The following is a 24,553-nucleotide window of genomic DNA, read 5'->3' as shown; positions in this document are numbered from 1 at the left end:
ACGAAGGTAGTTCACCGTCTAACTATTAGCAATCTAAAAATCAAACGATGGCATAATGCGGTCATGGGTGGGACAGAGCAGGACAGCGTCGACCAGCACGTGGCGCGCTGGGCCGCCTTCTGGAAGGACGAGCCGGCGTTCGCGCCCGAGGTGGAGGGCGCGCTGGTGCGGATGAGCTACATCCAGCGCGAGGCCAAGCGCGCCGACGCGGCCGCCTTCGCCGAGGCGCAGGAGCTGACGTTCGAGGACTACAAGACCCTGCACGTGCTGATGGTCCAGCCGTGGCCGATCGAGGCGACGCCCGCTCAGCTCGCCGAGGCGGCAAACGTCACCCGGGCCGCGATGACCAGCCGGCTCGACCGCCTGGTGGCCGCGGAGCTGGTGACCCGCGAGAACGACGCCACCGACCGCCGCCGGGTGCTGATCAGGCCCACCGCAGCCGGCCGGGCGCTGTGGAACAAGTACATCTTCGAGGGCATGGCCCGCGACCAGCGGCTGCTGCGCGCGCTCTCGCACGAGGAGCTGGTTCAGCTCAATGCCCTGCTGCGCAAGGTGCTGCTCGACCTGGAAAGTTGACCGCACCGCCGGTGATCGCGCTCACGGGGTCGCGCCGGCGAAGAAACGCCTGGTGGGTACGACACTGATCGCATGGAACTCGATCCCCGGGGGCAGCGGTTCGCCGCCACGGTGACCAGCCTCGTTCTCGTGGTCGTGCTGGCCACGGGGTGGGGGTGGCTGGCGCTCGCCCAGATGCTCGTCTTCGCGGTGACGGCAGCCGATCCGCGGCTCGGCCCCTACGCGTACGTCTATCGCGCCTTTGTCCTACCCCGGCTGGGGCCGCCGCGGGAGACGGAGCCCGCCGCGCCCGTGCGCTTCGCACAGTTAGTCGGATTTGGCTTTCTGGCTGTCGCGAGTGTCGGCTATCTGGCCGGGCTGCCCACGCTGGGCGTCGTCTTCGCCGCGCTGGGGCTGCTGGCGGCGTTTCTCAACGCGGCGTTCGGCCTGTGCCTGGGGTGCGAGGCCTACCTGGCAATCAAGCGGATGAGCGCGCGGAGCGCCTGAGAGAGGACGACACGCCCGGTGGGGGAGCCGGGCGCCGACGTCGTCTGGGGATGACCTGAGGCGGGCGGATCAGAACTTCGGGGCGTCCGGCGCCTCGAGCAGGCCGAGCCGCAGGGCCGTCATGAGGGCCTGCGCCCGGTTGGCGGCGCCGAGCTTCTCGTACAGCTTGGAGATGTGGGTCTTGGCCGTGGACTCCGAGACGAACAGCTGCTTGGCGATGCCGGCCACGCTCATGCCGTCGGCGAGCAGGCGCAGGACCTGACCCTCGCGCGGGGAGAGCTGCGGGCCGGAGGGGGCCAGGCGGCGCTTCATGGCCTCGGCCAGGTCGGCCGCGGTGAACGCGCTGGGCGCGGAGGCGGCGTGCCGGGCGGCGGCGACCACCTCGTCCGCCGGGGCGGTCTTGGGCACGAAGGCGCTGGCCCCGGCCTCGAGCGCGCCGAAGAGCTGGTCGTCACCGGCGTACATGGTGAGCACGACGATGCCCATGTTGGCGTTGTTCTTGCGGAGCGCCTTGGTGGCCTCGAGGCCGCTGCCGTCGGGCAGGCGCAGGTCCATGATCACGACGTCCGGCTGCAGGGCGCCGGCCTGACGCACGGCCTCGGCGGCCGTGGCGGCCTCGCCGACGACCTCGAACTGGCGGTCGCGCTCGAATGCGTGTCGCAGCCCCTTACGGATCAGGTCATGATCGTCGACAAGCAAGACCTTGGTGCGCGTCGTCGGCGCCGGACTGGTCGACATGCTTGGATTACTCCCCTTCTGGAGCGGAAACGCTATCCCGCACGCTATCGCGCCTGGCGGAGCTTCCGAGCACTACGGCAACGGTTGTCCCGCTGGGGTGTCGCGGCGTGATCTTGAGGCGGCCCCGGATCCGTTCGGCCCGCTCCGCCATGATGGTCAGACCATAACGACCGTCCGGGCGGTCGTCAGCAAATCCCCGGCCGTCGTCGGAGACCTCGATCTCGGCGTACGGCGGGTCGACGGTGCAGGTCACCCACAGATTAGAGGCTCCCGCGTGCTTGCGCGCGTTGGTGATCGCCTCCTGGGCGATGCGCAGCAGCTCGGCCTCGGTCGCGGCGGGCAGCCGGGCCGTCGATTCGTCGAAGGTGAAGTGCACCCGCAGGCCCGCCGAGGTGCCCAGGGTCCGGGCGTACTCGGCGATCGCCGCGGCCAGGCCGCCGTTGCGGTCCACCTCGGAGCGCAGCTCGAACAGGCTCAGCCGCAGCTCGGTGATCACGCGGGTCACCTCGGCGCGCAGCGAGCGCAGCTCCTCGGCCGTCTCCTCGGCGCCCTCGGGCAGCGTCGCCTGGGCGTTGTCGATGCCGTAGCCGACCATGACCAGTTCCTGCGCGACGCCGTCGTGGATCTCGCGGGCGAGCCGCTGGCGCTCCTCGTTGGTGGCCAGCGACCGTACGTCGTCGAACAGCAGGGCCGCCTCGAGCCGCAGCGCGGCGGCGTCGGTCACCCAGGTGACCTCGCTGACGACTTCCTTGGGGTACGCGTTGGCGACATCGCTCTCGAGGATGACCAGGCCGATCGTGCGCACGCCGGCGACCAGCGGGACGACCAGTGACGAGGTGGCGCCCGCGCGGCTCGAGCGGGCCTGCGAGCGGTTCGCGACCTGCGGCTGCTGGGTGGCCCAGGCGTCGGCGATGGCCGAGTCCGCGTCGAGCGTGACCTCCCAGTCGACGCGCTCGACGCCGGTCTGGGCCAGCACGACCAGCCGGCCGCCGCCGCTGGCCGACAGCACGGCCGCGCGGTCGGACGGGGTGACCAGGCGCAACTCCTCGAGCAGGTGCTCGGAGATGCCGCCCGGGTCGAGGGTGGCGCCCGGCAGCGAACGGGCCACGCTGCGCAGCTGGGTGAGCAGCCGGGTCGCCTCGGCGTACGGCTGCGGGGTCGGCTCGGCGGGCTGCATGAACTGCCGCATCGTGTCGGCGGCGAACGTGATGATCGCGCCGAGCACCAGCCACTGGCCGCCCGCCGCGAGGAACCCGGGCTGCGTGATCGGGCTGACCTCGCCGACCAGCGTGCCGCCGACGACGAGCGCCACGGCCGCGACGCCGAGCAGCGCGGTGCCCTCGGTGGGGCGCCGGCGCAGCGCCGCGGTCAGCAGCGGCACGGCCAGATAGGGCAGGATCGCCTCGGCGCCGAACCCCGCGTCCAATGTGTTGTTGAGGTCGCTGGCCACGGCGATCGACCCGGCCGCGAGACCGGTGATCGCGACCTCGGCGAAGCGGCCCAGCGGCGCGAAGACGTGGTGGTCGGCGGCGATCACCGCGGGCAGCGCCGCGACGGCCAGCAGGGCGATCCAGCGGAGCTGACCGGGGTCACCGGTGGCGATCAGGGTGAGCGCCGCGACCAGCGCGAGCAGGACGAGGCGCGCGGCGACCGCGAGAGGCTGGACACGCCCGGAGACGCTGGCTAGGACCGGCACCTGAGGGATGGTAGCCGCCCGGCGACCGGACGGCTCGGGGCGCATGGCCCGGCCGCCGGGAATGTCGCAGGCGGGGGGTAGCCTCCGTGCATGGCGGATACCTCGACGCAGTCGATCCAGGTTCATGCGCCCCTCGACCGCGTGGCCGCGGTGATCAGCGACTTCCCGCGCTACCCCGAGTGGGCCGAGGCGATGAAGCAGGTGGAGGTCCTCGAGGAGTACGAGGACGGCTACGCCTACCGAGTGCGCTTCGTGATCGATGCCGGCGTGATGGCCGACGACTACACGCTGGAGTACGCGTACGCCGACGACCTGTCGCGCGTCGAGTGGCATCTGGTCGCGCCCTCGAAGACGCAGAAGTCGCAGCGCGGCTCCTACGACCTGGTCGAGAACGGCGACGGCACCACCACGGTGACCTACACGCTGGAGGTCGAGCTCTCGATCGGCATGCTGGGCATGTTCCGCCGCAAGGCCGAAAAGATGATCATGGATACGGCGCTGAAACAGCTCAAGCGCCGGGTGGAGAGCCTGCCGAGCTGACCGCCTCGCCGCGGGGGTGAGGCTGGGCCGACGGGCTCGCGAGCTGGCAGGCTGGTCCAAGGGCTGACGGGCTGGTCCGAGGGGTGACGGCTCGCGGGTCGGCGGGCTGGTCCGAGGGCTACGAGCGGTTCGAGGAGGGTTCGATGGCTGGATCAGCGCGTGAAGAGGCCGAGCGGCTGGTCGCCGCGGTGCTGGCCCGGGCCGTGACCGGTCAGGCGTTCGGCGAGCGGTGGGCCACCGGCGAGGCGGAGTGCTGCGTGTGCCCGGTGTGCCGGGCGATCGCGGCGATGCGCGACCCGAAGCCCGAGACGGCCGCGCGCCTGGCCGGCAGCGCGGGCGACCTCGCCGGGTCGGTGGCGGGATTGCTGCGGTCGGTCTCGGCCATCGTGGGGGAGCGGCCCAAGCCGGCGGCCCCGCCGCGGGCGCCCGAGCCGAACCCCGACCAGGCCTGGTCGACGGCGACGCGTGCCTCCCGCAACAACTCGGACGGAGCATGGGCGGCGGCCACCGACATCACCAAATCCAATGAATCGGAAATGTCCGATGGGGGAGCGGTCGAGGCGGCGGTCCGGGATCAGAACCCGTGGGCCGCGGCCACGACCGAGAGCGCGGCAGCGGTGGCGACGGCGCACGCTGCCGAGCTGGCGGAGCGCAAGGCGGCGGCGCTGCGGGCGGCGGCCGAGGCAGAGCGCCGGGTGGCCGAGGCGGCGGCGCTGGCCAAGGCGCGTCGCGAGGCCGCGGCGGCGGCACAGTCCAGTGCGGGAACGGCGGGCGCGGACAGCACGGCAGGCCCGGCCGGCGTCGGTGGCGCGGGGGGCGCGGGCGGGGCGGCTGATGCGGGTGGCGCCGGGAGCGCGGGCGGGACGGCCGGTGGAGCGGGCGGGAGGCTGGGCGCGGGCCGGGCGGCGAGTGCTCCGGGAACGGCGGGCGGCGGGGAGACGGGGGACACCGCTGGGCGGGTGGCGCGCGACGGGCGTACTCCTCAAAGGTTTGATGTATGGGCGGCCGCCACTGCGTCGGGCACGGCGGTGGATCATGATGTGGCGGGCGGTCAGCCCGGCGGGACGGGCGACGGCGAAGCGGGCGACGAGGCCGGCGACGACGGCGCCGAGCAAGCGGACAGATGAGGGGACGGGCAGCGTGACGCTGACCATCGGAGTCGACGTCGGCGGCACCAAGGTGGCCGGTGGGGTGGTCGACGAGCACGGCACGGTGCTGGCGTCGAACCGCCGGAGCACCCCCGCCGAGGACCCGGCCGGCACGCGGGACACGATCGTCGAGGTCGCCGCCGAGCTGGCGCAGGCCTATCCGCAGGCGACCGCCATCGGCATCGGCGCGGCGGCGTGGATCGACGCGCCGGGCGACACCGTGCTGTTCGCGCCCAACCTCGCCTGGCGCGACGAGCCGTTGCGCGCCTACGTGAGCAAGGCGGTCGGCCTGCCCACCGTGCTCGAGAACGACGCGAACGTGGCGGCCTGGGCGGAGTTCCGCTTCGGCGTCGCCCGGCACGCGGACGACTCGATGGTGATGATCACCGTGGGCACCGGCATCGGCGGCGGCATCGTGCTGGGCGGCAAGCTGTGGCGCGGCGCGAACGGCATCGCCGGCGAGCTCGGCCACATCCAGTCGGTGCCCGACGGCCACCCGTGCGGCTGCGGCCGGATGGGCTGCCTGGAGCAGTACGCGAGCGGCAACGCCCTGGTCCGGTTCGCGCGCGCCGGCGCCCGGCAGGAGCCGGAGAAGGCCGAGAAGCTGCTCGCGCTCGCGGGCGGCGACGCGCTGGCGATCACCGGCCGCCAGATCACCGAGGCCGCGCGGGCCGGCGACGGCGTGGCCCGCGACGCGTTCGCGCAGATCGGGTACTGGCTGGGCGTCGCGATGGCCGACCTGGCGCAGAGCTTCGACCCGCAGATCCTGGTGGTCGGCGGCGGCGTGGTCGACGCCGGCGACCTGCTGATGGCGCCCACCCAGCACGCCTACCGCGACCAGCTCAAGCAGCGGGGCCGGTTCCCGGTCGCCGAGCTGCACGCCGCCGAGACGGGCAACACCGCCGGCGTGGTCGGCGCGGCGGACCTGGCGCGACGCGTCTGATGTCGGGCGCGCTGCTGCGGGTCGTCAGCTACAACGTCCACGGCCTCCGGGACGACCGCGCCGCGCTGGTCGGCACGGTCCGCGACCTCGCGCCCGACGTCCTGGTCGTGCAGGAGGCGCCGCGCCGCTTCCGGTGGCGGCACAAGTGCGCGGCGCTCGCCGACGACCTGGGCATGGTGGTGGCCGCCGGCGGGCTGCCCTCGCTGGGCAACCTGCTGCTGGTCAGCCTGCGGGTAGCGGTGCACCGGACCTGGTGCATGCGCTATCCGCTGACCCCGGGCCGGCACCTGCGCGGCGCCGCGTTCGCCGAGGGGTCGGTGCGCGGCGGCCGGTTCACCGTCTCGGGCTCGCACCTGGCCACCGACCCCGCCGAGCGGCCGAGCCAGGCGGCGCTGTGGAAACAGGAGCTCGGCCGGATCGAGGGACCGGTGATCGCCGCCGCCGACCTCAACGAGGGCCCGGGCGGCGGGGCCTGGCGCACGGTCGAGGACGGCCTGATCTCGTACGCGGAAGCCCCGCCCACCTTCCCCGCCGCGCTGCCCAACCGGCGCCTCGACGGGATCTTCGTCAGCCCCGGCATCACCATCGAGAAGTACGAGATCGTCGAGACCGAGCAGGCCCGCCGGGCGAGTGATCATCTTCCGGTCGTCGCGGACCTCCGGCTCCCTTCCTCGTAGGCGGCCCGGTCTGGCACTATCGCCGGGTGCCCGACACCCCTGACATCGCCGACCGTCGAGACGCCGTCTGCGTCGTCGGGGCCGGCGCCAGCGGTCTCGCCACGATCAAGAACCTGCGCGAGCACGGTTTCGAGGTCGACTGCTACGAGCGGGAGACGTCGGTGGGCGGGGCGTGGAACTGGCGGCACGACCGCAGCCCGGTCTCCGCGGGCACCCACCTGATCTCGTCGCGGCCGCTGACCGAGTTCCCCGACTTCCCGATGCCGGACACGTGGCCCGACTACCCCGGCCACCGGCTCGTGCTGTCGTACCTGGAGAGCTACGCGCGGCACTTCGGGCTGGCGGACAGCGTCTGGTTCGGCACCGAGGTGGTCTCGGTGGCGCCGGTCGGCGACGGCCGCTGGGACGTGACGACGCAGTCCACCGGCGGCGGCTCGGAGCGGGTGCAGCGCTACGCCGCAGTGGTGGTCGCCAACGGGCACAACTGGTCGCCGGCCCGCCCCGAGGTCCCCGGCGACTTCCGCGGCGAGGTGATCCACGCGGCGCAGTACAAGGACCCGGCCCAGCTGCGCGGCCGCAAGGTGCTCGTGATCGGCGGCGGCAACACCGGCTGCGACATCGCCGTCGAGGCCGCCCAGCAGGCGAGCGCGGTCTGGCACTCGACGCGCCGCGGCTACTGGTACGCCCCCAAGTACGTCCTCGGCCGCCCCGCCGACCAGGTCAACGACCGCCTGCTCCGGTGGCGGCTGCCGCTGCGGCTGCGGCAGTGGCTCTACCGCCGGGTGCTCGCGCTGACGACCGGCGACCTGACCCGGTACGGCCTTCCGCGCCCCGACCACCGGCCGTACGAGAGCCACCCGATCGTCAACAGCCAGCTGCCCTACTTCCTGGGTCACGGCCGGATCGTCCCGGTGCCCGACGTGACCGCGTTCGACGGCGCGTCCGCGGTGCTCGCCGACGGCCGCCGCGTCGAGCCCGACCTGGTGGTCACCGCGACCGGCTACCGCCCGCGCTTCGAGTTCCTCGCGCCCGAGCTGCTCGGCATCGACGGCGACGGCCGCCCCGACCTGCACCTGCACGTGTTCGCCCGGCGGCACCCGACGCTGGCCGTGGTGGGTCTGGTGCAGGCCGACTTCGGACTGTTCCCGCTGGCGCACTGGCAGAGCGTGGCGGTGGCGCGGTGGCTGCGGCTGCACGCCGCCGACCCGGCGCGGGCCGGCCGGGTGCAGCAGAAGGAGTCGGCCCGGCCGCTCGCGAGCTGGTCACGGCGGCGGGTGGTGCCGACCGCCCGGCACTGGTTCGAGGTCGACCACGCCGACTACCTGCGGGCGGTCGAGGGGCTGCTGCGCGAGATGGAGCCGGCGTCGTGAGGTCCGGGCCGCTGCGCTTCGAGGACTGGACCGACCCCGTGCCTCCGGTGCGGCGTGAGGTCGTGTCGCACACCGAGGACACCGACCCGGACCGGCCGCCGCTGCTGTTCGTGCCCGGGCTCGGGCACGGGGCGTGGGCGTTCGCCGACCATTGGCTGCCGCACGCCGCGGCCCGGGGCTTCGCGGCGCACGCGCTGACCCCGCGGACGGGCGGCGCGCTGCGGGCCCACGTGCACGACGTCGTCCAGGTGGCGGCGTCGCTGCCGCGCCAGGCGGTGCTGATCGGCCACGGAACGGGTGCGCTCGTGGTCGCGTACGCCCTGGGTCGCTATCCGGCACGGGCGGCAGTGCTGAGCGCACCCGTGCTCGACGGCTGGGCGACGCTGGGGGCGGCGCTGCGGACCAACCCGGCCGGTACGCTGCCCGCGCTGCTCGGCGGGCGGCTGAGGCTGAGCCGCCGGCAGCTGTTCAGCCCCGCGATGCCGGACGAGCGCGCGCGGGAGATCCTCGGCCGCCTCGACGCCCGGCCGCGCCGGGAGCTGGTGACGCACGGCCCGCCGCCGCGCCCGGTGGGCGACCCGCCCGTGCTGGTCGTGGGCAGCCCCGAGGACAAGGTCGTGCCGCGCGGCTCGCTGGACCGGACGGCGGCCCGTTACGGCGGCGCGCCGCTGCTGTTCCCCGGCATGGGCCACGACCTGATGCTCGACGTGGCCCGCGCCGAGCCGATCGAGGCGATCCTCGACTGGCTCGTCAAGGAGCCGGTCGCCTAGGGCAGGTGCTGGGCCAGCCGGCCGGTCTCGTCGAGCGCGGTCAGATAGGCGCGCGCCCACGCGTGGATGTCGTGGCTGGTGATGTGCGCGCGCATCGCCTTCATGCGGGCGCTCAGCTCGCTCGCGTCGGCGGCCAGCGCCCGCAGCAGCGTCTCCTTGAGCCCGTCGACGTCGTGCGGGTTGACCAGGAACGCGTCCTCGAGCTCGGCGGCGGCCCCGGCGAACTCGCTGAGGACCAGGGCGCCGGTGTCGTCGCGGCGGGCGGCCACGAACTCCTTGGCGACCAGGTTCATGCCGTCGCGCAGCGGGGTCACGACCATGACGTCGGCGGTCTGGTAGAGCGCGGTCAGGTCGGCCCGGTCGAACGGCTGGTTGAGGTAGTGGATGGCCGGCTCGCCGACCCGGCCGTACTCGCCGTTGATGCGCCCGACCTCGCCCTCGATGCGGTCGCGCAGCGAGCGGTAGCTCTCCACCCGCTCCCGGCTGGGCACCGCGACCTGCACCATCACCACGTCGCGGACCTTGACCCGGCCGTCGCGCAGCAGTTCCGAGTACGCGGTGAGCCGGTGCTCGATGCCCTTGGTGTAGTCGAGCCGGTCCACGCTGAGCAGCACCCGTTTGTGCGTGCCGAGGTCGCGCCGCAGCTGCCGGGCCTGGTTCACCACGTACGGCCGGGCCGACAGCGACCGCATCTCGGCCACGTCGATCGACACGGGGAACGCGCCGGTGCGGATGGTGCGGCCGTCCAGCATGATCTCCTCGTCGCCGCCGTGCCCGCCGAGCAGCTTCGTCGCGAGCTGGGCGACGTTGTGCGCCGCCTGCGGCCGCTGGAAGCCCACCAGGTCGGCGCCGAGCATCCCGCGCAGCAGCTCGACCCGGCGGGGGAGCTGCATGAACAGCTCGGGCGGCGGGAACGGGACGTGCAGGAAGAAGCCGATCCGTACGTCGGGCCGCAGCTCGCGCAGCAGCTGGGGGACCAGCTGCAGGTGGTAGTCCTGCACCCAGATCGCGGCTCCCGGCTCGGCCACCTCGGCGGCGGCCTCGGCGAAGCGCTGGTTGACCGTCCGGTACGTCTCCCACCACCCGCGGTCGAACACGGGCTGCTCCACCGCGTCGTGATAGAGCGGCCAGAGCGTCGAGTTGGCGAAGCCCTCGTAGTAGCCGCGCATCTCGTCCTCGCTGAGCGCCATCGGGCGCAGCCGCAGGCTGCCGATGTCGGGCAGCTCGCGGGCGCCGCCGATGCTGCCGCCCCAGCCCACCCAGGTGGCCGGGGTCTGCTCGAGGATCGCGTGCAGCGCGCTGGACAGGCCGCCGGGACTTCGCCGCCACTCGCAGGCGCCGTCCATGGCGGCGTTGTCGTCGAGCGGGAGGCGGTTGGCGACGACGACCAGCGAGCTCTGACGCATCACCGAAGGTTATCGGATGACTACGCAAGCCCTAGTGACGGTCGTCTATGGAACAGCTCACAGGGGGAGTCAGACCACGGCGCCGTCGTCGTAGTCGTCCTCGTCGTCGCCGGAGCGCAGCCGCCAGACCAGCATGACCGCGCCGGCGACGATCGCCGCGAAGCCGATCAGCGTCACGTAGTCGCGGTCGATCGGCAGCATCGTCGGGAACAGGAACAGCAGGAAGCCGACCACCACGCTGAGCACGCCGATGACCGCGTATTTCGAGATGCGCGGCAGCGGCGGGGGCGGCGGCGGGACGTAGCGCTCGTCCTCCTCGTCCTCGTCGTCGCCCGGCAGGCCGGCGCCGAACGTGTCGAGGCCGTCGAGCAGCGACGGGTCCTCGGTGGGCCGGTCGGTGCGCCGCCGGCCCAGCGAGACGCCGGAGAAGTCGGCGGCGTCGGGCAGCCCGCCGCTGCGCGGGGGCTGGGGCGCCTCGATGCCCTCGGCGGCCGGCCAGGGCGCGGACGTCGGGTCGACCGAGGTGTGGAAGCCGGCGACGATCTTGGCCCACTCGGCCTCGACGTCGGGCTCGGCGGTCGGGTCGCGCGGCGGCGGGGGCGGTGTCGGCGGCTCGCCGCCGGTCGCCTTGTGCAGGTGCTCGCGGGCGACCTCGAGGTGGGCGCGGTCGACGTAGAGGCGGTCGATGGGGCGTGCGGGCAGGGTGGTGGCGCGCAGAATCGGATTGAGGTCGGCCGTCGGCTGCAGGTAGGCCGCTATGCCGCCGGCCGCCAGCACGTCGAGCAGGTGCTCGCCGACGCGCGGATCCACATCGCCCGCGACCGCGTAGTCGGTCGCGTCGATCCCGTTGTCCCGCCGCCCGCGGCGGGCACCACCCGCTGTCACCCCTGCACACTCCCTCGCCGACCGTGCCTTGAATGGTGACACGACAGGGACAGGTTGCGGGAGTGCGTTGTGGCGCGGCGTTGAAGCTCGTACGCTTCCTTGACGCCCAGGGACGCCCAGGGAAGGACGCCCGTGTTCTACTGGCTGCTCAAGTACGTGCTTCTCGGGCCGCCGCTCAAGCTTCTCTTCCGCCCCGACGTGCGCGGCCTGTCCCACCTGCCCCGCAGCGGGCCGGTCATTCTGGCGTGCAACCACCTGTCGTTCTCCGATTCGATCTTCACACCGCTCGTGGTGGACCGGAGAGTGACGTTCGTCGCCAAAGCGGAGTATTTCACCGGCAAGGGCATCAAAGGCTGGCTGATGCGCCAGTTCTTCAGCGGAACCGGGACGATCCCGGTGGACCGTTCGGGCGGCAAGGCGGCCCAGGCGGCCCTGGACACGCTGCTGCGGGTGCTGCGCGAGGGCGGCGTTGCGGGCATCTATCCGGAGGGGACCCGCTCGCCGGACGGCCGGCTCTACCGCGGCAAGACCGGAGTGGCCCGGCTCGTGCTCGAGAGCGGCGCCGTGGTGGTGCCGGTGGCGCTGCTCAACACCGACGAGATCCAGCCCACCGGCACGCTGATCCCCAAGATCAAGCGCGTGCGCATGCGGTTCGGCGCACCCCTGGACTTCTCCCGCTACGCCCACGCCAAGGGCGACCGCTTCATCGAGCGCGCCATCACCGACGAGATCATGTTCGAGCTGATGGCCATGTCCGGCCGCGAGTACGTAGACGTATACGCCTCAAGCTTGAAGACAACCATCGAGTCGCCCGTCAAGCGCGACCCGAGTCGCACCGCGCCCGTCCGTGTCGAGGGCACCGAGAAAGGGTAGGCGCAGCCGGCGCCCTCAACTCATGCCGGCGCGGCGGCGCAGGGCCTGCAGGTCGGTGATGACGATGCGGCGGCCCTCGGTGCGCAGCCAGCCGCGGCTGGCGAACGAGCCGATCGCCTGGTTCACGCTCTGCCGGGAGCCGCCGGCCATCTCGGCGAGCTGGCTCTGGTTGAGCTCGATCGTGATCATCGGGGCCTGGCTCTCGCCGGCGAGCCGTACCAGCGTCTTGGCGACCCGGCCGGGCAGGTCGAGGAAGACGTGGTCGGTGTTCTGCTCGGTGAGGCGGCGGATCAGCGCGCCGACCGAGCGCATCACCGCGTCGAGGATGCGCGGGTTGGCGTGCACGAGGTCGATGAACGCCGACCGCGACAGCGTGAGCGCCTGGCAGTCCTCGATCGCCTCGGCCGACGCGCTGCGGGCGGAGGCGTCCAGCAGGGACACCTCGCCGATGACGTCGGGCGGGCGGACCACGGTGAGCACCGCGCGCTCCCCGGTGGGGGCGGTGCGGAAGATGGCCACGGCGCCGCGCTTGAGGATGATCAGGGATTCGCCGGGGTCGTGCTCGACGAAGATGATCTGTCCTTTGCGGTACGTGCGCGGGACCGCGGTGGCGATGACGCGTTGGCGGACGTCCGGTTCGAGACCGGCGAACATGTCCACGCCGGTCAGCGCGTCACCGTTGTCCGGCATGCGGTGGTCCACGGCGTCATCCCTCCCCCGGTGGGGCCGTGGCGGCGAGCGGCCGCGCCGGCCCCTCGACGCGAACGATCACTCTTAGCACACAGCTCTCCACCAGCGCCATTTCTGCTCATAGGATCATGTCGCGCCGGTCGCTATCTGTAAACCTTTCGATGCCACGGGTGAGCATCGCCCACGGAGTCCGTCGCTTTTTTCGTTTCTGCCGCGATAATCCCGCGGTGCCGGATGATGAGCTTCTTCGATCGACCCTGCGGGACCAGTGGCATCTCGCCGCCGGTGAGATCGTCGCCCTGGACGACGTGATCCTGACCCACGGCTGGGAGGTGACCGCGGGCGACGACCGCTACGTCGTCCGGCTGTGCGACCCCGCCGACCGGCTGCCGGCCGAGGCGGGGCTGGCCGCGGCCGAGAGCCTGCGCGACCGCGGCATCGCCGTGGGGGAGCCGGTGCGTACGCTCTCCGGCACCCTCACCGCCCTGACCGGGTCCGGGGCGTTCGCCGTGCTGCGCCGGGCGCCCGGACGCCGGCTCGACGGCGCCGATCCGGTCGACCAGCAGTGGTGGGGCGACCGGCTGGGCGTCGTGCACGGGGCGTTGCAGCACTTCCACCACCCGGGGCTGCGTGCCTGGCAGCCGCTCGACCCCGCGGCCGCTCACCTCGACGCGGAGCCGTGGCTGCGGGCCGCGGTCGCCGACGCGTCGGCCGCGGCCAAGCGGCTCACGGTGACCGACCGGCTGACGTACGGGGTACTGCACGGCGACCCCGCTCCGGGCGGCTTCGTGGTGGACCCGGGCACCGGACGCGCCGGGCTGCTCGACTGCGGGGTCGGCGAGGTGGGCCCGCTGGTGTACGACGTGGCGGCGGCGGTCGTCTACGCCGGGGGACAGGCGCGGGCCGCGGAACTGCTCGACGGCTACCTGGCGGCCGGTCCGGTCGAGGCCGACGAGCTGCACGCCGTCCTGCCGGTGCTGCTGCGGCTGCGCTGGGCCGTGCTGGCCGACCACGCGGCGCGCGCGGGACGGCCCGAGGAGCTGCGCCGCGCGCGGGAGGCGCTGCGGGCATGACAGCATGGGCCCGGTGCCTTACCGCTATTTCTACGACTGCGAGTTCATCGAGGACGGGCGCACCGTCGACCTGGTCTCGATCGGGGTCGTCGACGAGTTCGGCCGCGAGTTCTACGCGGTCAGCACGGAGTTCGACGACAGCCGCGCCATCCCGTGGGTGCGCCGCAACGTGCTCGACAAGCTGCCCTCACCCTCCGACAAGGCCTGGCGCTCGCGCGAGCGCATCCGCGACGACCTGTTCGCGTTCCTGACCGAGCCGGTGCGCGGCCGCGACGAGCAGATCGAGCTGTGGGCCTGGTTCGCGGCGTACGACCATGTGGCGCTCGCCCAGCTGTGGGGCGCGATGCCGGCCCTGCCGCGCGAGATCCCGCGCTTCACCAAGGACCTGCGGCAGCTCTGGGACGACCGCGGCCGCCCGGCGCTGCCCTCCATGTCGGGCCGGCACGACGCGCTGGTCGACGCCCGTCACAACCTGGCCCGCTGGCGCGCCATGGGCGGGTGATCCTCGTTTGACCGCCCCCGCGGCGGGAACCGCAGCAGGGGTAACCGACGAGGAGGGACGGCGATGGCCGACATCGAGCAGGAGCGCCGCGACAAGGTCAGGCAGATGGTCAAGGACGCCCGCATCTGCATGCTGACCACCCGCACCAAGGACGGCAAGCTGGTGAGCCGGCCGATGGCGCTGCAGGACGTCGAGTTCGACGGCGACCTGTGGTTCTTCACCTACGCCGACTCCGACCTGGTCGAGGAGATCACCCTGCAGCCGCAGGTGAACGTCTCGTTCAGCGACGCGAAGCAGAACAACTGGATCTCCATCGCCGGCGACGCGACCCGCGTCGACGACCCGGAGAAGGCCAAGGAACTGTGGAACCCGGTGCTCAAGGCGTGGTTCCCGGACGGGCTCGAGACGCCGACGCTGACGCTGGTCAAGGTGCTGGGCCACAGCGCCGAGTACTGGGAGGCCGCGCACAGCTCCAAGGTGGTGACCGCGATCGGCTACGCCAAGGCCGCCGTAACCGGAAAGACACCGGATGCGGGCGAGAACGAAACTGTGCGCCTTTAGCGGGGCGGCTGCACCTGGGCGGCGGGCGGCGACTAGCATTCGGGTCGCGGCCCGCCCCGGGCCCGGCAACGCTGCCGACCTTTCTCCCTGGGGTTCGACGGGCTATCGGTGACATCAGGGAGGACCACCAGACATGCGTATCGGCGTGCTCACCGGCGGCGGCGACTGCCCCGGTCTCAACGCGGTTATCCGGGCTGTGGTGCGCAAGGGCGTCGCCGCCTACGGTCACGAGTTCGTCGGCTTCCGGGACGGCTGGAAGGGCCCGCTCGAGGGTCTGACGAAGCCGCTCGGCATCGCCGAGGTCCGCGGCATCCTGCCCCGCGGCGGCACCATCCTGGGCTCCTCGCGCACCAACCCCTTCAAGATCGAGGGTGGCGTCGAGAAGATCAAGGCGAACCTGGCCGAGCAGGGCGTGGACGCGCTCGTCGCGATCGGCGGCGAGGACACCCTGGGCGTCGCCACGAAGCTCAACGACCTGGGCGTCAACGTGGTCGGCGTGCCCAAGACGATCGACAACGACCTCAACGCCACCGACTTCACGTTCGGCTTCGACACCGCGGTCAACATCGCGATGGAGGCCATCGACCGGCTGCACACCACGGCCGAGTCGCACCACCGCACGCTGGTCGTCGAGGTCATGGGCCGCCACGCCGGCTGGATCGCGCTGCACGCCGGCCTGGCCGGTGGCGCGAACGTCATCCTGCTGCCCGAGCGCAACTTCGACGTCGAGCAGGTCGCGACGTACGTGACCAAGCGCTTCCAGGTCGAGTACGCGCCCATCGTCGTGGTCGCCGAGGGCGCGCAGCCGCTCGAGGGCCAGATGGTGCTGCACAACCAGGAGCTCGACGCGTTCGGCCACGTGCGCCTCGGCGGCATCGGCCAGTGGCTCGCCGAGCAGCTGGAGGAGAAGACCGGCAAGGAGGCCCGTACGGTCGTCCTCGGTCACATCCAGCGCGGCGGCACCCCGTCGGCGTTCGACCGGGTGCTCGCGACCCGCTTCGGTCTGCAGGCGATCGACGCCGTCAACGAGGGTGACTTCGGTAAGATGATGGCGCTGCGGGGCACCGACATCGTGCGTGTGCCGCTGATCGACGGCACCGGCGAGCTCAAGACCGTGCCGCTGTCGCGCTACGAGGAGGCCGAGGTCTTCTTCGGCAGCTAGGTCGAGCTTTGAGCAAGGGGCGGCCACCGGGTGGTCGCCCCTTGCTTCTTTCTCCAGGGACGGGGTTCATGACCAAGCAGAGTGTCGCCGTGATCGGCACGGGCAAGCTCGGCGAGCTGGTCCTCTCCGGGCTGCTGCGCTCCGGCTGGCCCGCGCAGCAGGTGCTCGCCACGACCCGGCGTCCCGAACGCGCCGCCGAGCTCGCCGAGCGCTACGGCATCCGCCCGGTGCTCAACCTGACCGCGGTCACCCAGGCCGACGTGCTGCTGATCGCCGTCAAGCCGCAGGACGCGGGCCGGCTGCTGGACGACTTCGGCAAGAAGGTGCCGCCGGACAAGCTCGTGGTGTCGCTCTGCGCCGGGCTGCCGACCTCCTTCTTCACCGAGCGGCTGCCCGGCGGCATCCCGGTCGTGCGGGTCATGACCAACACGCCCGCCAAAGTCGACCAGGCCATGACGGTGATCTCCCCAGGGCCGTACGCGACCGACGAGCACCTGGCCGCCGTCGAGGAGATCTTCCGGCCGATCGGCCGCACCCTGCGCGTGCCCGAGAGCCAGCAGGACGCGGTCACCGCGCTCTCCGGCTCCGGCCCCGCCTACCTCTACCTGGTGGTCGAGGCGCTGATCGACGCCGGCGTCCTGCTCGGCCTGCCGCGCGACGTCGCCCACGAGCTGGCGGTGCAGACCGCGGTCGGCTCGGCCACGATGCTGCGCGACTCCGGCGAGCATCCCGCCAAGCTGCGCGAATCCGTCACCTCGCCGGCCGGCACCACCGCCTCCGCGCTGCGCGAGCTCGAGTCCCACGGCGTACGGGCCGCCTTCCTCACAGCCCTCGAGGCCGCCCGCAACCGCGCCCGCGACATCGCCGCCGAGATGACCGCCAAGCCCTGACTCTCCACCGGCCGTGAGCCCTGTCGTTCAAGCGCAGCTACGTGGGCTCCGGCGCAGACAGCGGACGGCCCTCCGGCTCGTCCGTGCTCGTGGCGCCTCGGCGCTTGCCGTCCCGACTGATATAGACGACCTCAAGGCACCGGATCCTGTCTGCATCGATGGCAACGACATCCCACGTGTCGCCGATCCGCAGCCGGCCGTTCTCCCCGGGAAGCTTTCTTTGCAGTCCTTTGCCTTGAAGCACGATCATCCGGGTGCCGGCCTCGTCACGGTCGTCGTGCATGCGCTCGAAGCCCCAGTACTCGATGTCGTTGTCCAGGCGTACGTGCACCCAGGGGTAGTGGTCGACCGGCGGATACCTGCGGAACACCGATCCGAACACGGTGTCGTCCCGGTACCGTGAGCGCAGACGACGAGTAGCCATCCACCCCGTCGCGCCGGCAAGAGCGCACGAGAGAGCCGTCTGCAGGAACACAGCAACAACGACCTGCTGAAAGTTTTCCGCCGTGTACCGGGCGCCCTCGGAGAGCCACCGACCCGGGTCCGGAAGGTCGATACGGCCGAGCACATGCAGCAGCCCGAGAACCAGCGCCGACGCCATGCCGAATGCCAAGCTCGACAACGCGACCCGGCTCGCTTCGATGAAGGCGGAATCCCTGGTCGGCGGGCGGCGCAGTTCCAGCACGGAGGTGTACACCAGGCCCGGAGCGATGAGGAAGAGAAGCGCCAGCAACGCGCCGAGCGTTTCGGGAATCATGGCCCCGACACGTCGGGCGGCGTGGTGTCCGAGTCGTTCACTCCTGGCTCGACCTTGACGATGGGGCCTTCGGCGTAGCCCATCATGTCGTATCCGACGGTCCCGAGGTCCGAGTCGAGGAACGTCGTGACGATGAGCTTGTAGACGCCCGACTGCATTGGGCTGTGGTGGCCGCTGGGAGCAAGCGTGCCGGCGGGAACAGTGAGTTTGGCCGAGTAGGTTTCATCTTGGGAGAAATACGGCCCGCGAACCGGGACACGAACTTCCCCGAGGATGACCTCGTCGCCCGGGCCCTGTGACTCCGCAAAAACTGTGACGACCCAGTCTTTGGTCCGGGTGGACAGCGCTGTCAGCCAGAGCGGTACCAGGTTGCCGAAGACATGCCACCTGACTTCGACGTGAAAGGGTTGATCGGGGTTGATGACCAAGTTCGCCGTGCCGAGCGTGGGCTGATCGCCAAGGGCTGCGACGGTGGTGAACTCGCCCTGGAGGCTGGGGTCAGTCGGCCCGGCCGGCGGAATGTTGGGATCGAAGCGGTCGCCCATCGCCGAACCCTTTCGTCCGGGACCGCACGCTCCTTGACCGTCGTCGGGGCGATCGGGTACGGACAATGCTTCTGACCTCGATCTGACGCCCGTCATGAGCTTGTTGCGGTCGACGAACTCAAGAACGTCCCTCAGTACCAGATGGCGATCTTCGAGCCGTTGTTGTCCTCGGGCGGGCTCGGGTGGCTCAGGGCGGTGCCGGTGGCCATCCGGTGGGCGGACCACGCCACGGCGGCCGCGTCGAGGATGTCGTCGGGCGGGGCCTGGCCGGCCGGGCCGATCTGGTCGGGCAGCACGATGCCGTTGCGGGCGAGCAGCTCGCGACGCCGGGCCTGACCGGTCCACGTCTTCTTGGCGTACTGCAGGGGCTCGCCCGCCATCGTGCGGAACGAGACCTCGGGGTGCGCCTCGAACAGCAGCCCGGGGTGCCGCTCCCAGATCGCGTTCGCCTCGAGCAGCTTGGGCCGCAGCGCCCACGACTGCCGGCTCAGCCCGGCCCCGGTCAGCTCCCGGCAGAGCCGGTTGGCCGCCGTGAAGTCGGACTCCTGCCAGACGGCGCGGGGCGGGACCCGGAACACGCTGCCGCGCCGCGGGCCGAGCTGGTCGGCGGCGAGCGTGTCGGCGGCCCGCCAGCGGTCGGGCAGCATGCCCAGCGGGATGTCCACGCCGATCACCGAGGCGCCGGAGCTGCCGGCCACGATCTCGTACAGCGTGGAGGCCAGCACGGCCCGGCCGAACGAGCCGTCGCGCAGCTCGACGCCGACCCAGCCGAGCGCGTACGCATCGACTCCAATCACTCGAATGCTCATCGGCGGCGTGCGGCCCCTAGTTCGACGACGTCGGAGATGGTCATGTCCGCAGACTACGCGCTGTGTCCGTCAGTGTGCACCCCGTAGCCGTCGGTGCGGCAAAGTTAAGCCTTTGCGTAATCCCTCGTCACCGTCTTGACGACTGTGAATACGTGTGACTACCGTCTCTCCAACGAACTTTTTGGAAACTTTCCTAACTGTTCAACGAGGAGACCCAGTGCAGAAATCCCTCCGCCGCGCCACCTGGGTGTCCGCGATCGTGGTGGTGGCCGCCACCGCCGCGATCCCGGCGACCCAGGCGTCGGCCGCTGCGGCCTGTGCCCCCGCGTGGTCCTCTACCGCCACCTACGTCAAGGACAACGTCGCTTCGCAGAACGGTCACAACTACACCGCCAAGTGGTGGACGCAGAACGAGGCGCCCAGCACGCACAGCGGACAGTGGGACGTCTGGATCGACAACGGTGTCTGTGGCGGCACCACCCCGCCGACCACGCCCCCCACCACGCCGCCGACCACGCCCCCCACGACCCCGCCGACCACACCCCCCACCACGCCGCCGACCACGACGCCGCCGGGCACCAGCGGCAAGAACGTCGTCGGCTACTTCGCCGAGTGGGGCGTCTACGGCCGGCAGTACTTCGTCAAGAACCTGGTCACCTCGGGTTCGGCGGCCAAGCTGACGCACATCCTCTACGCGTTCGGTAACACCACCGGCGGCCAGTGCTCGATCGGTGACGCCTACGCCGACTACGACCAGGCGTACACCGCGGCCAACAGCGTCGACGGCGTGGCCGACACCTGGGACGCCGGCGCGCTGCGCGGCTCGTTCAACCAGCTGCGCAAGCTCAAGAAGCAGTACCCGAACATCAAGGTGATCTGGTCGTTCGGCGGCTGGACCTGGTCCGGCGGCTTCACCCAGGCCGCGGCCAACCCCACCGCGTTCGCCAACTCCTGCTACAACCTGGTCAAGGACCCCCGCTGGGCCGACGTCTTCGACGGCATCGACGTCGACTGGGAGTACCCGAACGCCTGCGGCCTGACCTGCGACACCAGCGGCCCCGACGCCTACAACAAGGTGATCAGCGCGCTGCGCACCAAGTTCGGCTCGTCCTTCACGATCACCTCGGCGATCTCGGCGGACGGCTCGAACGGCGGCAAGCTCGACGTGGCCGACTACGCCTCGGGCATCGCCAAGCTCAACCTGGTCTTCCCGATGACGTACGACTACTTCGGCGCGTTCGCCGCGCAGGGCCCGACCGCCCCGCACTCGCCGCTCACCTCGTACGCCGGCATCCCGACCGCCGGGTTCTACTCGGACGCGGCGATCCAGAAGCTCAAGAGCAAGGGCGTCCCGGCGAACAAGATCCTGCTCGGCATCGGCTTCTACGGCCGCGGCTGGACCGGCGTCACCCAGACCGCCCCGGGCGGCTCGGCCACCGGCGCGGCGCCGGGCACCTACGAGGCCGGCATCGAGGACTACAAGGTGCTCAAGAACAGCTGCCCGGCCACGGGCACGGTCGCGGGCACCGCGTACGCCAAGTGCGGCAGCAACTGGTGGAGCTACGACACCCCGTCCACCATCGCCGGGAAGATGAGCTACGTGAAGCAGCAGGGTCTCGGCGGAGCCTTCTTCTGGGAGTTCTCCGGCGACACCAGCAACGGTGAGCTGATCAGCGCCATCAAGAACAACCTCTAGTCCTTCCTCTCCTCAGTGCGAAGCGGGGCACCGGGCGAAAGCCTGGTGCCCCGCTTCCGTACGCTTGAAGGTATGCGCCGAGAGTGGCATCAGCTCAGCTACCCGGGGGTGGGCAACCCGGCCTTGCAGACCTCCCGCCCGTCGACCGACTCCGCCGAGGACTCCGCGCTCGGCCTCGACCGCTGGCGCGCCCTGCCCCGGGTGCAGATGCCGCCGTGGGAGGACCTCGAGGAGGTCGCCAAGGTCTGCCAGGTCCTCGACAACGTGCCGTCGATCGTCGCGCCCTACGAGGTCGACCAGTTGCGGGCCAAGCTCGCCGACGTGTGCGAGGGCCGCGCGTTCCTGCTGCAGGGCGGCGACTGCGCCGAGACGTTCGACAACAACACCGAGAGCCACCTGCTCGCCAACGCGCGCACGCTGCTGCAGATGGCGGTCGTGCTGACGTACGGCGCCTCGATGCCCGTCGTCAAGGTCGCGCGGGTCGCCGGGCAGTACACCAAGCCCCGCTCCTCGGCGACCGACTCGCTCGGCCTGCCCGCCTACCGCGGCGACCTGATCAACTCGCTGGAGGCGACCGAGGCGGCGCGCGTCGCGGACCCGCAGCGCATGATCCGGGCGTACGCGAACTCGGCCGCCGCGATGAACATGCTGCGCGCCTATCTGGCCGGCGGCCTGGCCGACCTGCACGGGCTGCACGACTGGAACAAGGACTTCGTACGCGCCTCGCCCGCCGGCGAGCGCTACGAGGCGATCGCGCGCGAGATCGACCGCGCGCTCGACTTCATCCGCGCCTGCGGCATGACCGACAGCGAGGCGCTGCGCACGGTCAGCCTGTACTGCTCGCACGAGGCGCTCGCGCTCGAGTACGACCGCGCGCTGACCCGGGTGAGCGACGGCCGGGCGTACGGTCTCAGCGGCCACTTCCTGTGGGTCGGCGAACGCACCCGGCAGCTCGACCACGCGCACATCGACTTCATCTCGCGGATCGCCAACCCGATCGGCGTGAAGCTCGGCCCGGGCACGTCCCCCGAGACCGCGATCGAGCTGTGCGAGAAGCTCAACCCCGACAACATCCCGGGCCGGCTGACGCTGATCAGCCGCATGGGCAACGGCAAGGTCCGCGACGCGTTGCCGCCGATCGTGGAGAAGGTCACCGCGGCCGGCGCCAAGGTCGTCTGGCAGTGCGACCCGATGCACGGCAACACGCACGAGTCGTCCAACGGCTACAAGACCCGCCACTTCGACCGGATCGTCGACGAGGTGCTCGGCTACTTCGAGGTGCACCGCGGCCTCGGCACCCACCCCGGCGGCATCCACATCGAGCTCACCGGCGAGGACGTCACCGAGTGCCTCGGCGGCGCGCAGGGCATCGAGGACCTCGACCTGCCCGGCCGCTACGAGACGGCGTGCGACCCGCGCCTGAACACCCAGCAGAGCCTCGAGCTCGCGTTCCTCGTCGCGGAGATGCTTCGTGGTTGATCTACGTTCGGACACCGTCACCCGGCCCACCCGCGCGATGCGCGAGGCGATGGCCTCCGCCGAGGTGGGTGACGACGTCTTCGGCGACGACCCCACCGTGCAGGCCCTCGAGGCGCGCGTCGCCCAGATGTTCGGTCACGAGGCGGCGCTGTTCGCCCCGTCGGGGTCGATGGCCAACCAGATCGCCCTGCAGCTGGTCGTGACCCCCGGCCACGAGCTGCTCGCGGGCGCCGACGCGCACGTGGTGACGTACGAGCTGGGCGCCGCGGCGACGATCGGCGGCATCTCGACCCGCACGTGGCCGGCCGTCGGCGCCGACCTCGACGTCGACCAGATCGCCGCGATGATCCGCCCGGCCGGCTACCCGTCGGTGCCCACGCACGCGATCGCCGTCGAGCAGACCCACAACCTCGGGTACGGCGGTGTCGTGCCGCTCGCGACGATCAAGGGGCTGCGGTCCGTGGCCGACGAGGCCGGCGTGGCCCTGCACTGCGACGGCGCCCGCATCTGGCACGCGCACGTGGCCGACGGGGTGCCGCTGGCGGCGTACGGGGCCCTGTTCGACACGCTGTCGGTGTGCCTGTCCAAGGGGCTCGGCGCCCCGGTCGGCTCGCTGATCGTGGGCAGCGCCGCCCGGATCGCCCAGGCCCGGCTGATCCGCAAGCGGATGGGCGGCGGCATGCGGCAGGTCGGCATCCTCGCGGCCGCCGGCCTGCACGCGCTCGACCACCACATCGAGCGCCTGGCCGACGACCACGCCCGCGCCCGCCGGCTGGCCGAGGCCCTCGCGCCGTACGGCGTGGTCGACCCCGGCCGCATCCGCACCAACCTGGTGCCGCTCGACCTGTCGAAGTCGGCCCTGGACGCGCCGGCCCTGGTCGCCGCGGCCGCCGAGCGGGGGGTGCGGCTGGTCGCGATGTTCCCCACGGTCGCGCGGCTGGTCACCCACCTCGACGTGGACGACGAGGCGCTGGACCGCGCGATCGAGGTGCTGAGCGGGCTCCTGCGGGACGCATGAGGCTGCGCCATTCCGTACGCGGCCTGGTGCTCGATCCCGAGGACCGGCTGCTGCTCTACGCCACGCCGCTGGGCGACGCCACGCTGTGGGTGCCGCCCGGCGGCGGGATCGAGCCGGGGGAGACGCTGCTCGAGGCGCTGCGGCGCGAGCTCGCCGAGGAGACCGGGCTGGACCTCACCTTCGCGCCGCCGCACGTGTGGCACCGCGAGACCCACGGCGTGCACTACGTGCCCGGCTACGACGGCGTGATCAACGACTACTTCCTGGTGCGGGTGCCCGCCTTCACGCCGCGGGGCACGCTGACGGCCGAGGAGCTCGCCGCCGAGAACGTGGGCGAGTTCCGCTGGTGGCGGCTGCCCGAGATCGTCGCGTCGGCCGACGTCTTCGCGCCGCGCGACCTGGCCCGCCTGCTGCCGGCGCTGCTGGACGAGGGGCCGCCGGCCGCGCCGCTGGTCATCGAGGGTTCACCCCGCTAGGGCCACCGCCGGGGCCGGGGCGTACGGCCGGCCGGCCCGGTGGTGACGGCGGCACAGCACCACGTAGCGCACCTCGGCGTCCGCGTCGGTGTTGCCGACCACGACGGTGTCGCCGTCGCGCACCATGACGCCGTCGCTGACCCGGGCGTTCATCCGCGCCGGCTGCCCGCACCAGCACATCGGGTAGACCTGCAGCGCCTCCACGACGTCGGCGAGCACGACCAGCCGCGCCGAGCCGGGGAACTGCTCGCCGCGGAAGTCCGACAGCAGCCCGAACGTGAACACGTCGATGTCGTGGTCGTCGACGAGCCAGGCGAGCTGGTCGACCTGCTCGGCCGAGAGGAACTGCGCCTCGTCGACGATGACGTGGTCGACGCGGGCGCCGGGGTGGGCCAGCACGACGTGAGCCAGGTCGGTGGCGGCGCCGAACTCGACGGCGTCGGCGCTGATCCCGATCCGCGACGAGACGATGCCCTCGCCGGCCCGGTCGAGCCGGGTCATCAGCAGCCCGTTGCGCCCGCAGGCGGCGTACGTGTGCCGGTACTGCAGGACCATGGTGCTCTTGCCGCTGTTCATCGCCGCGTATCGGTAGTGCAGTTGGGCCACCGCGCGTCGCCGCCTCTCTCGCCGCCGGGCCGTGGAGCGGCCGGCCGGAGAACAATAGCCGCGATGCAGGATCCATCCCGGTGCGGGTGCGGCGGGGGTAGGCGGGAACGGTGCGGGCCGGGACGGTCGATGGGCCTGCCCCCGTGCCGGCCCGCCGCCGTCCCGGCGGCTCCGATGTGGA

General features: G+C 71.9%; 27 protein-coding genes. 18 read left to right on the top strand and 9 right to left on the bottom strand.

Annotated elements, in window-relative coordinates; genetic code table 11:
* Nucleotides 1-63 precede the first annotated feature (63 nt).
* A complete protein-coding gene (locus ACSNN8_RS36850) occupies nucleotides 64-576 on the top strand; it encodes a MarR family winged helix-turn-helix transcriptional regulator (protein WP_436654795.1) in 513 nt (170 codons plus the stop codon).
* A 72-nt stretch (nucleotides 577-648) separates the two neighbouring features.
* Complete coding sequence (locus tag ACSNN8_RS36845; protein ID WP_436654794.1) at nucleotides 649-1,062, top strand: DUF4395 domain-containing protein; 414 nt, start codon at nucleotides 649-651, stop codon at nucleotides 1,060-1,062.
* Nucleotides 1,063-1,131: 69 nt separating this feature from the next.
* Here the strand turns inward: ACSNN8_RS36845 and ACSNN8_RS36840 are convergent, their stop codons facing one another.
* Both ACSNN8_RS36840 and ACSNN8_RS36835 read right to left on the bottom strand, forming a co-directional pair.
* The gene (locus ACSNN8_RS36840; RefSeq protein ID WP_020512124.1) at nucleotides 1,132-1,800 is read right to left on the bottom strand and encodes a response regulator transcription factor; all 669 of its coding nucleotides are present in this window, start codon (nucleotides 1,798-1,800) and stop codon (nucleotides 1,132-1,134) included.
* A 7-nt stretch (nucleotides 1,801-1,807) separates the two neighbouring features.
* Nucleotides 1,808-3,496, bottom strand: coding sequence for a sensor histidine kinase (locus ACSNN8_RS36835; protein ID WP_436654793.1), 1,689 nt, complete (start codon nucleotides 3,494-3,496; stop codon nucleotides 1,808-1,810).
* Between the two features lie 90 nt (nucleotides 3,497-3,586).
* On the opposite strand from ACSNN8_RS36835, the gene ACSNN8_RS36830 reads away from it, so the two are divergent.
* The 6 genes from ACSNN8_RS36830 to ACSNN8_RS36805 all read left to right on the top strand — a co-directional run bounded on the left by ACSNN8_RS36830 (nucleotide 3,587) and on the right by ACSNN8_RS36805 (nucleotide 8,944).
* Nucleotides 3,587-4,036: an SRPBCC family protein gene (locus ACSNN8_RS36830; RefSeq protein WP_436654792.1), complete on the top strand. Its 450-nt coding sequence runs from the start codon at nucleotides 3,587-3,589 to the stop codon at nucleotides 4,034-4,036.
* Between the two features lie 143 nt (nucleotides 4,037-4,179).
* The gene (locus tag ACSNN8_RS36825) at nucleotides 4,180-5,163 is read left to right on the top strand and encodes a hypothetical protein (protein ID WP_436654791.1); all 984 of its coding nucleotides are present in this window, start codon (nucleotides 4,180-4,182) and stop codon (nucleotides 5,161-5,163) included.
* Between the two features lie 13 nt (nucleotides 5,164-5,176).
* Entirely contained in the window at nucleotides 5,177-6,127 is a 951-nt protein-coding gene (locus tag ACSNN8_RS36820; protein ID WP_436654790.1) for an ROK family glucokinase, read from the top strand.
* Nucleotides 6,127-6,804: an endonuclease/exonuclease/phosphatase family protein gene (locus ACSNN8_RS36815; protein ID WP_436654789.1), complete on the top strand. Its 678-nt coding sequence runs from the start codon at nucleotides 6,127-6,129 to the stop codon at nucleotides 6,802-6,804. The genes ACSNN8_RS36820 and ACSNN8_RS36815 overlap by 1 nt, the downstream gene beginning before the upstream one ends.
* Nucleotides 6,805-6,830: 26 nt before the next feature.
* A complete protein-coding gene (locus ACSNN8_RS36810) occupies nucleotides 6,831-8,174 on the top strand; it encodes a flavin-containing monooxygenase (protein WP_436654788.1) in 1,344 nt (447 codons plus the stop codon).
* Nucleotides 8,171-8,944, top strand: coding sequence for an alpha/beta hydrolase (locus ACSNN8_RS36805; protein ID WP_436654787.1), 774 nt, complete (start codon nucleotides 8,171-8,173; stop codon nucleotides 8,942-8,944). Before ACSNN8_RS36810 ends, ACSNN8_RS36805 begins: the two co-directional genes overlap by 4 nt.
* Here ACSNN8_RS36805 and ACSNN8_RS36800 read toward each other — a convergent pair.
* Entirely contained in the window at nucleotides 8,941-10,350 is a 1,410-nt protein-coding gene (locus tag ACSNN8_RS36800; protein WP_436654786.1) for an alpha,alpha-trehalose-phosphate synthase (UDP-forming), read from the bottom strand. The genes ACSNN8_RS36805 and ACSNN8_RS36800 overlap by 4 nt on opposite strands.
* A gap of 69 nt (nucleotides 10,351-10,419) precedes the next feature.
* Nucleotides 10,420-11,235, bottom strand: coding sequence for a DUF308 domain-containing protein (locus ACSNN8_RS36795; RefSeq protein WP_436654785.1), 816 nt, complete (start codon nucleotides 11,233-11,235; stop codon nucleotides 10,420-10,422).
* A gap of 132 nt (nucleotides 11,236-11,367) precedes the next feature.
* Here ACSNN8_RS36795 and ACSNN8_RS36790 point away from each other — a divergent pair, with 132 nt between their 5' ends.
* On the top strand, nucleotides 11,368-12,108 hold the full coding sequence (locus tag ACSNN8_RS36790; RefSeq protein WP_436654784.1) for a lysophospholipid acyltransferase family protein: 741 nt from the start codon (nucleotides 11,368-11,370) through the stop codon (nucleotides 12,106-12,108).
* A 15-nt stretch (nucleotides 12,109-12,123) separates the two neighbouring features.
* Here the strand turns inward: ACSNN8_RS36790 and ACSNN8_RS36785 are convergent, their stop codons facing one another.
* The gene (locus ACSNN8_RS36785) at nucleotides 12,124-12,798 is read right to left on the bottom strand and encodes a Crp/Fnr family transcriptional regulator (protein ID WP_436655565.1); all 675 of its coding nucleotides are present in this window, start codon (nucleotides 12,796-12,798) and stop codon (nucleotides 12,124-12,126) included.
* A gap of 227 nt (nucleotides 12,799-13,025) precedes the next feature.
* On the opposite strand from ACSNN8_RS36785, the gene ACSNN8_RS36780 reads away from it, so the two are divergent.
* The 5 genes from ACSNN8_RS36780 to proC all read left to right on the top strand — a co-directional run bounded on the left by ACSNN8_RS36780 (nucleotide 13,026) and on the right by proC (nucleotide 16,986).
* Nucleotides 13,026-13,871: a phosphotransferase enzyme family protein gene (locus tag ACSNN8_RS36780; RefSeq protein WP_436654783.1), complete on the top strand. Its 846-nt coding sequence runs from the start codon at nucleotides 13,026-13,028 to the stop codon at nucleotides 13,869-13,871.
* 13 nt (nucleotides 13,872-13,884) lie between these two features.
* Nucleotides 13,885-14,373, top strand: a complete 489-nt coding sequence (locus ACSNN8_RS36775) for a polyadenylate-specific 3'-exoribonuclease AS (RefSeq protein ID WP_436654782.1) — start codon at nucleotides 13,885-13,887, stop codon at nucleotides 14,371-14,373.
* 63 nt (nucleotides 14,374-14,436) lie between these two features.
* Nucleotides 14,437-14,934 (top strand): pyridoxamine 5'-phosphate oxidase family protein, encoded by a 498-nt coding sequence (locus ACSNN8_RS36770; protein ID WP_436654781.1) that lies wholly within the window; start codon nucleotides 14,437-14,439, stop codon nucleotides 14,932-14,934.
* 133 nt (nucleotides 14,935-15,067) lie between these two features.
* Complete coding sequence (locus tag ACSNN8_RS36765; protein WP_436654780.1) at nucleotides 15,068-16,096, top strand: 6-phosphofructokinase; 1,029 nt, start codon at nucleotides 15,068-15,070, stop codon at nucleotides 16,094-16,096.
* A 68-nt stretch (nucleotides 16,097-16,164) separates the two neighbouring features.
* Nucleotides 16,165-16,986, top strand: a complete 822-nt coding sequence (gene proC / locus ACSNN8_RS36760) for a pyrroline-5-carboxylate reductase (RefSeq protein WP_436654779.1) — start codon at nucleotides 16,165-16,167, stop codon at nucleotides 16,984-16,986.
* 37 nt (nucleotides 16,987-17,023) lie between these two features.
* On the opposite strand, the gene ACSNN8_RS36755 is transcribed toward proC, so the two are convergent.
* From ACSNN8_RS36755 to ACSNN8_RS36745, 3 genes are all read right to left on the bottom strand, one after another.
* Nucleotides 17,024-17,743 carry a DUF6338 family protein gene (locus tag ACSNN8_RS36755; RefSeq protein ID WP_436654778.1) on the bottom strand — a complete coding sequence of 240 codons (720 nt, stop codon included), beginning with the start codon at nucleotides 17,741-17,743 and terminating at the stop codon, nucleotides 17,024-17,026.
* On the bottom strand, nucleotides 17,740-18,288 hold the full coding sequence (locus ACSNN8_RS36750; RefSeq protein ID WP_436654777.1) for a hypothetical protein: 549 nt from the start codon (nucleotides 18,286-18,288) through the stop codon (nucleotides 17,740-17,742). Before ACSNN8_RS36750 ends, ACSNN8_RS36755 begins: the two co-directional genes overlap by 4 nt.
* Before the next feature lie 131 nt (nucleotides 18,289-18,419).
* Nucleotides 18,420-19,085 (bottom strand): DUF429 domain-containing protein, encoded by a 666-nt coding sequence (locus ACSNN8_RS36745; RefSeq protein ID WP_436654776.1) that lies wholly within the window; start codon nucleotides 19,083-19,085, stop codon nucleotides 18,420-18,422.
* Between the two features lie 229 nt (nucleotides 19,086-19,314).
* Here ACSNN8_RS36745 and ACSNN8_RS36740 point away from each other — a divergent pair, with 229 nt between their 5' ends.
* From ACSNN8_RS36740 to ACSNN8_RS36725, 4 genes are all read left to right on the top strand, one after another.
* The gene (locus ACSNN8_RS36740; protein WP_436654775.1) at nucleotides 19,315-20,793 is read left to right on the top strand and encodes a glycosyl hydrolase family 18 protein; all 1,479 of its coding nucleotides are present in this window, start codon (nucleotides 19,315-19,317) and stop codon (nucleotides 20,791-20,793) included.
* 72 nt (nucleotides 20,794-20,865) lie between these two features.
* Nucleotides 20,866-22,272, top strand: coding sequence for a class II 3-deoxy-7-phosphoheptulonate synthase (locus ACSNN8_RS36735; protein WP_436654774.1), 1,407 nt, complete (start codon nucleotides 20,866-20,868; stop codon nucleotides 22,270-22,272).
* Nucleotides 22,265-23,290 carry a threonine aldolase family protein gene (locus ACSNN8_RS36730; RefSeq protein ID WP_436654773.1) on the top strand — a complete coding sequence of 342 codons (1,026 nt, stop codon included), beginning with the start codon at nucleotides 22,265-22,267 and terminating at the stop codon, nucleotides 23,288-23,290. Before ACSNN8_RS36735 ends, ACSNN8_RS36730 begins: the two co-directional genes overlap by 8 nt.
* Nucleotides 23,287-23,766 carry an NUDIX hydrolase gene (locus ACSNN8_RS36725; RefSeq protein ID WP_436654772.1) on the top strand — a complete coding sequence of 160 codons (480 nt, stop codon included), beginning with the start codon at nucleotides 23,287-23,289 and terminating at the stop codon, nucleotides 23,764-23,766. Before ACSNN8_RS36730 ends, ACSNN8_RS36725 begins: the two co-directional genes overlap by 4 nt.
* Here ACSNN8_RS36725 and ACSNN8_RS36720 read toward each other — a convergent pair.
* Nucleotides 23,755-24,372, bottom strand: coding sequence for a thymidine kinase (locus tag ACSNN8_RS36720; protein ID WP_436654771.1), 618 nt, complete (start codon nucleotides 24,370-24,372; stop codon nucleotides 23,755-23,757). The two genes, ACSNN8_RS36725 and ACSNN8_RS36720, sit on opposite strands and share 12 nt — an antisense overlap.
* Nucleotides 24,373-24,553 lie beyond the last annotated feature (181 nt).

Source organism: Actinoplanes sp. URMC 104 (genome assembly GCF_051386375.1).
GTDB lineage: Bacteria > Actinomycetota > Actinomycetes > Mycobacteriales > Micromonosporaceae > Actinoplanes.
This window is presented reverse-complemented; position numbering and strand designations above follow the sequence as displayed.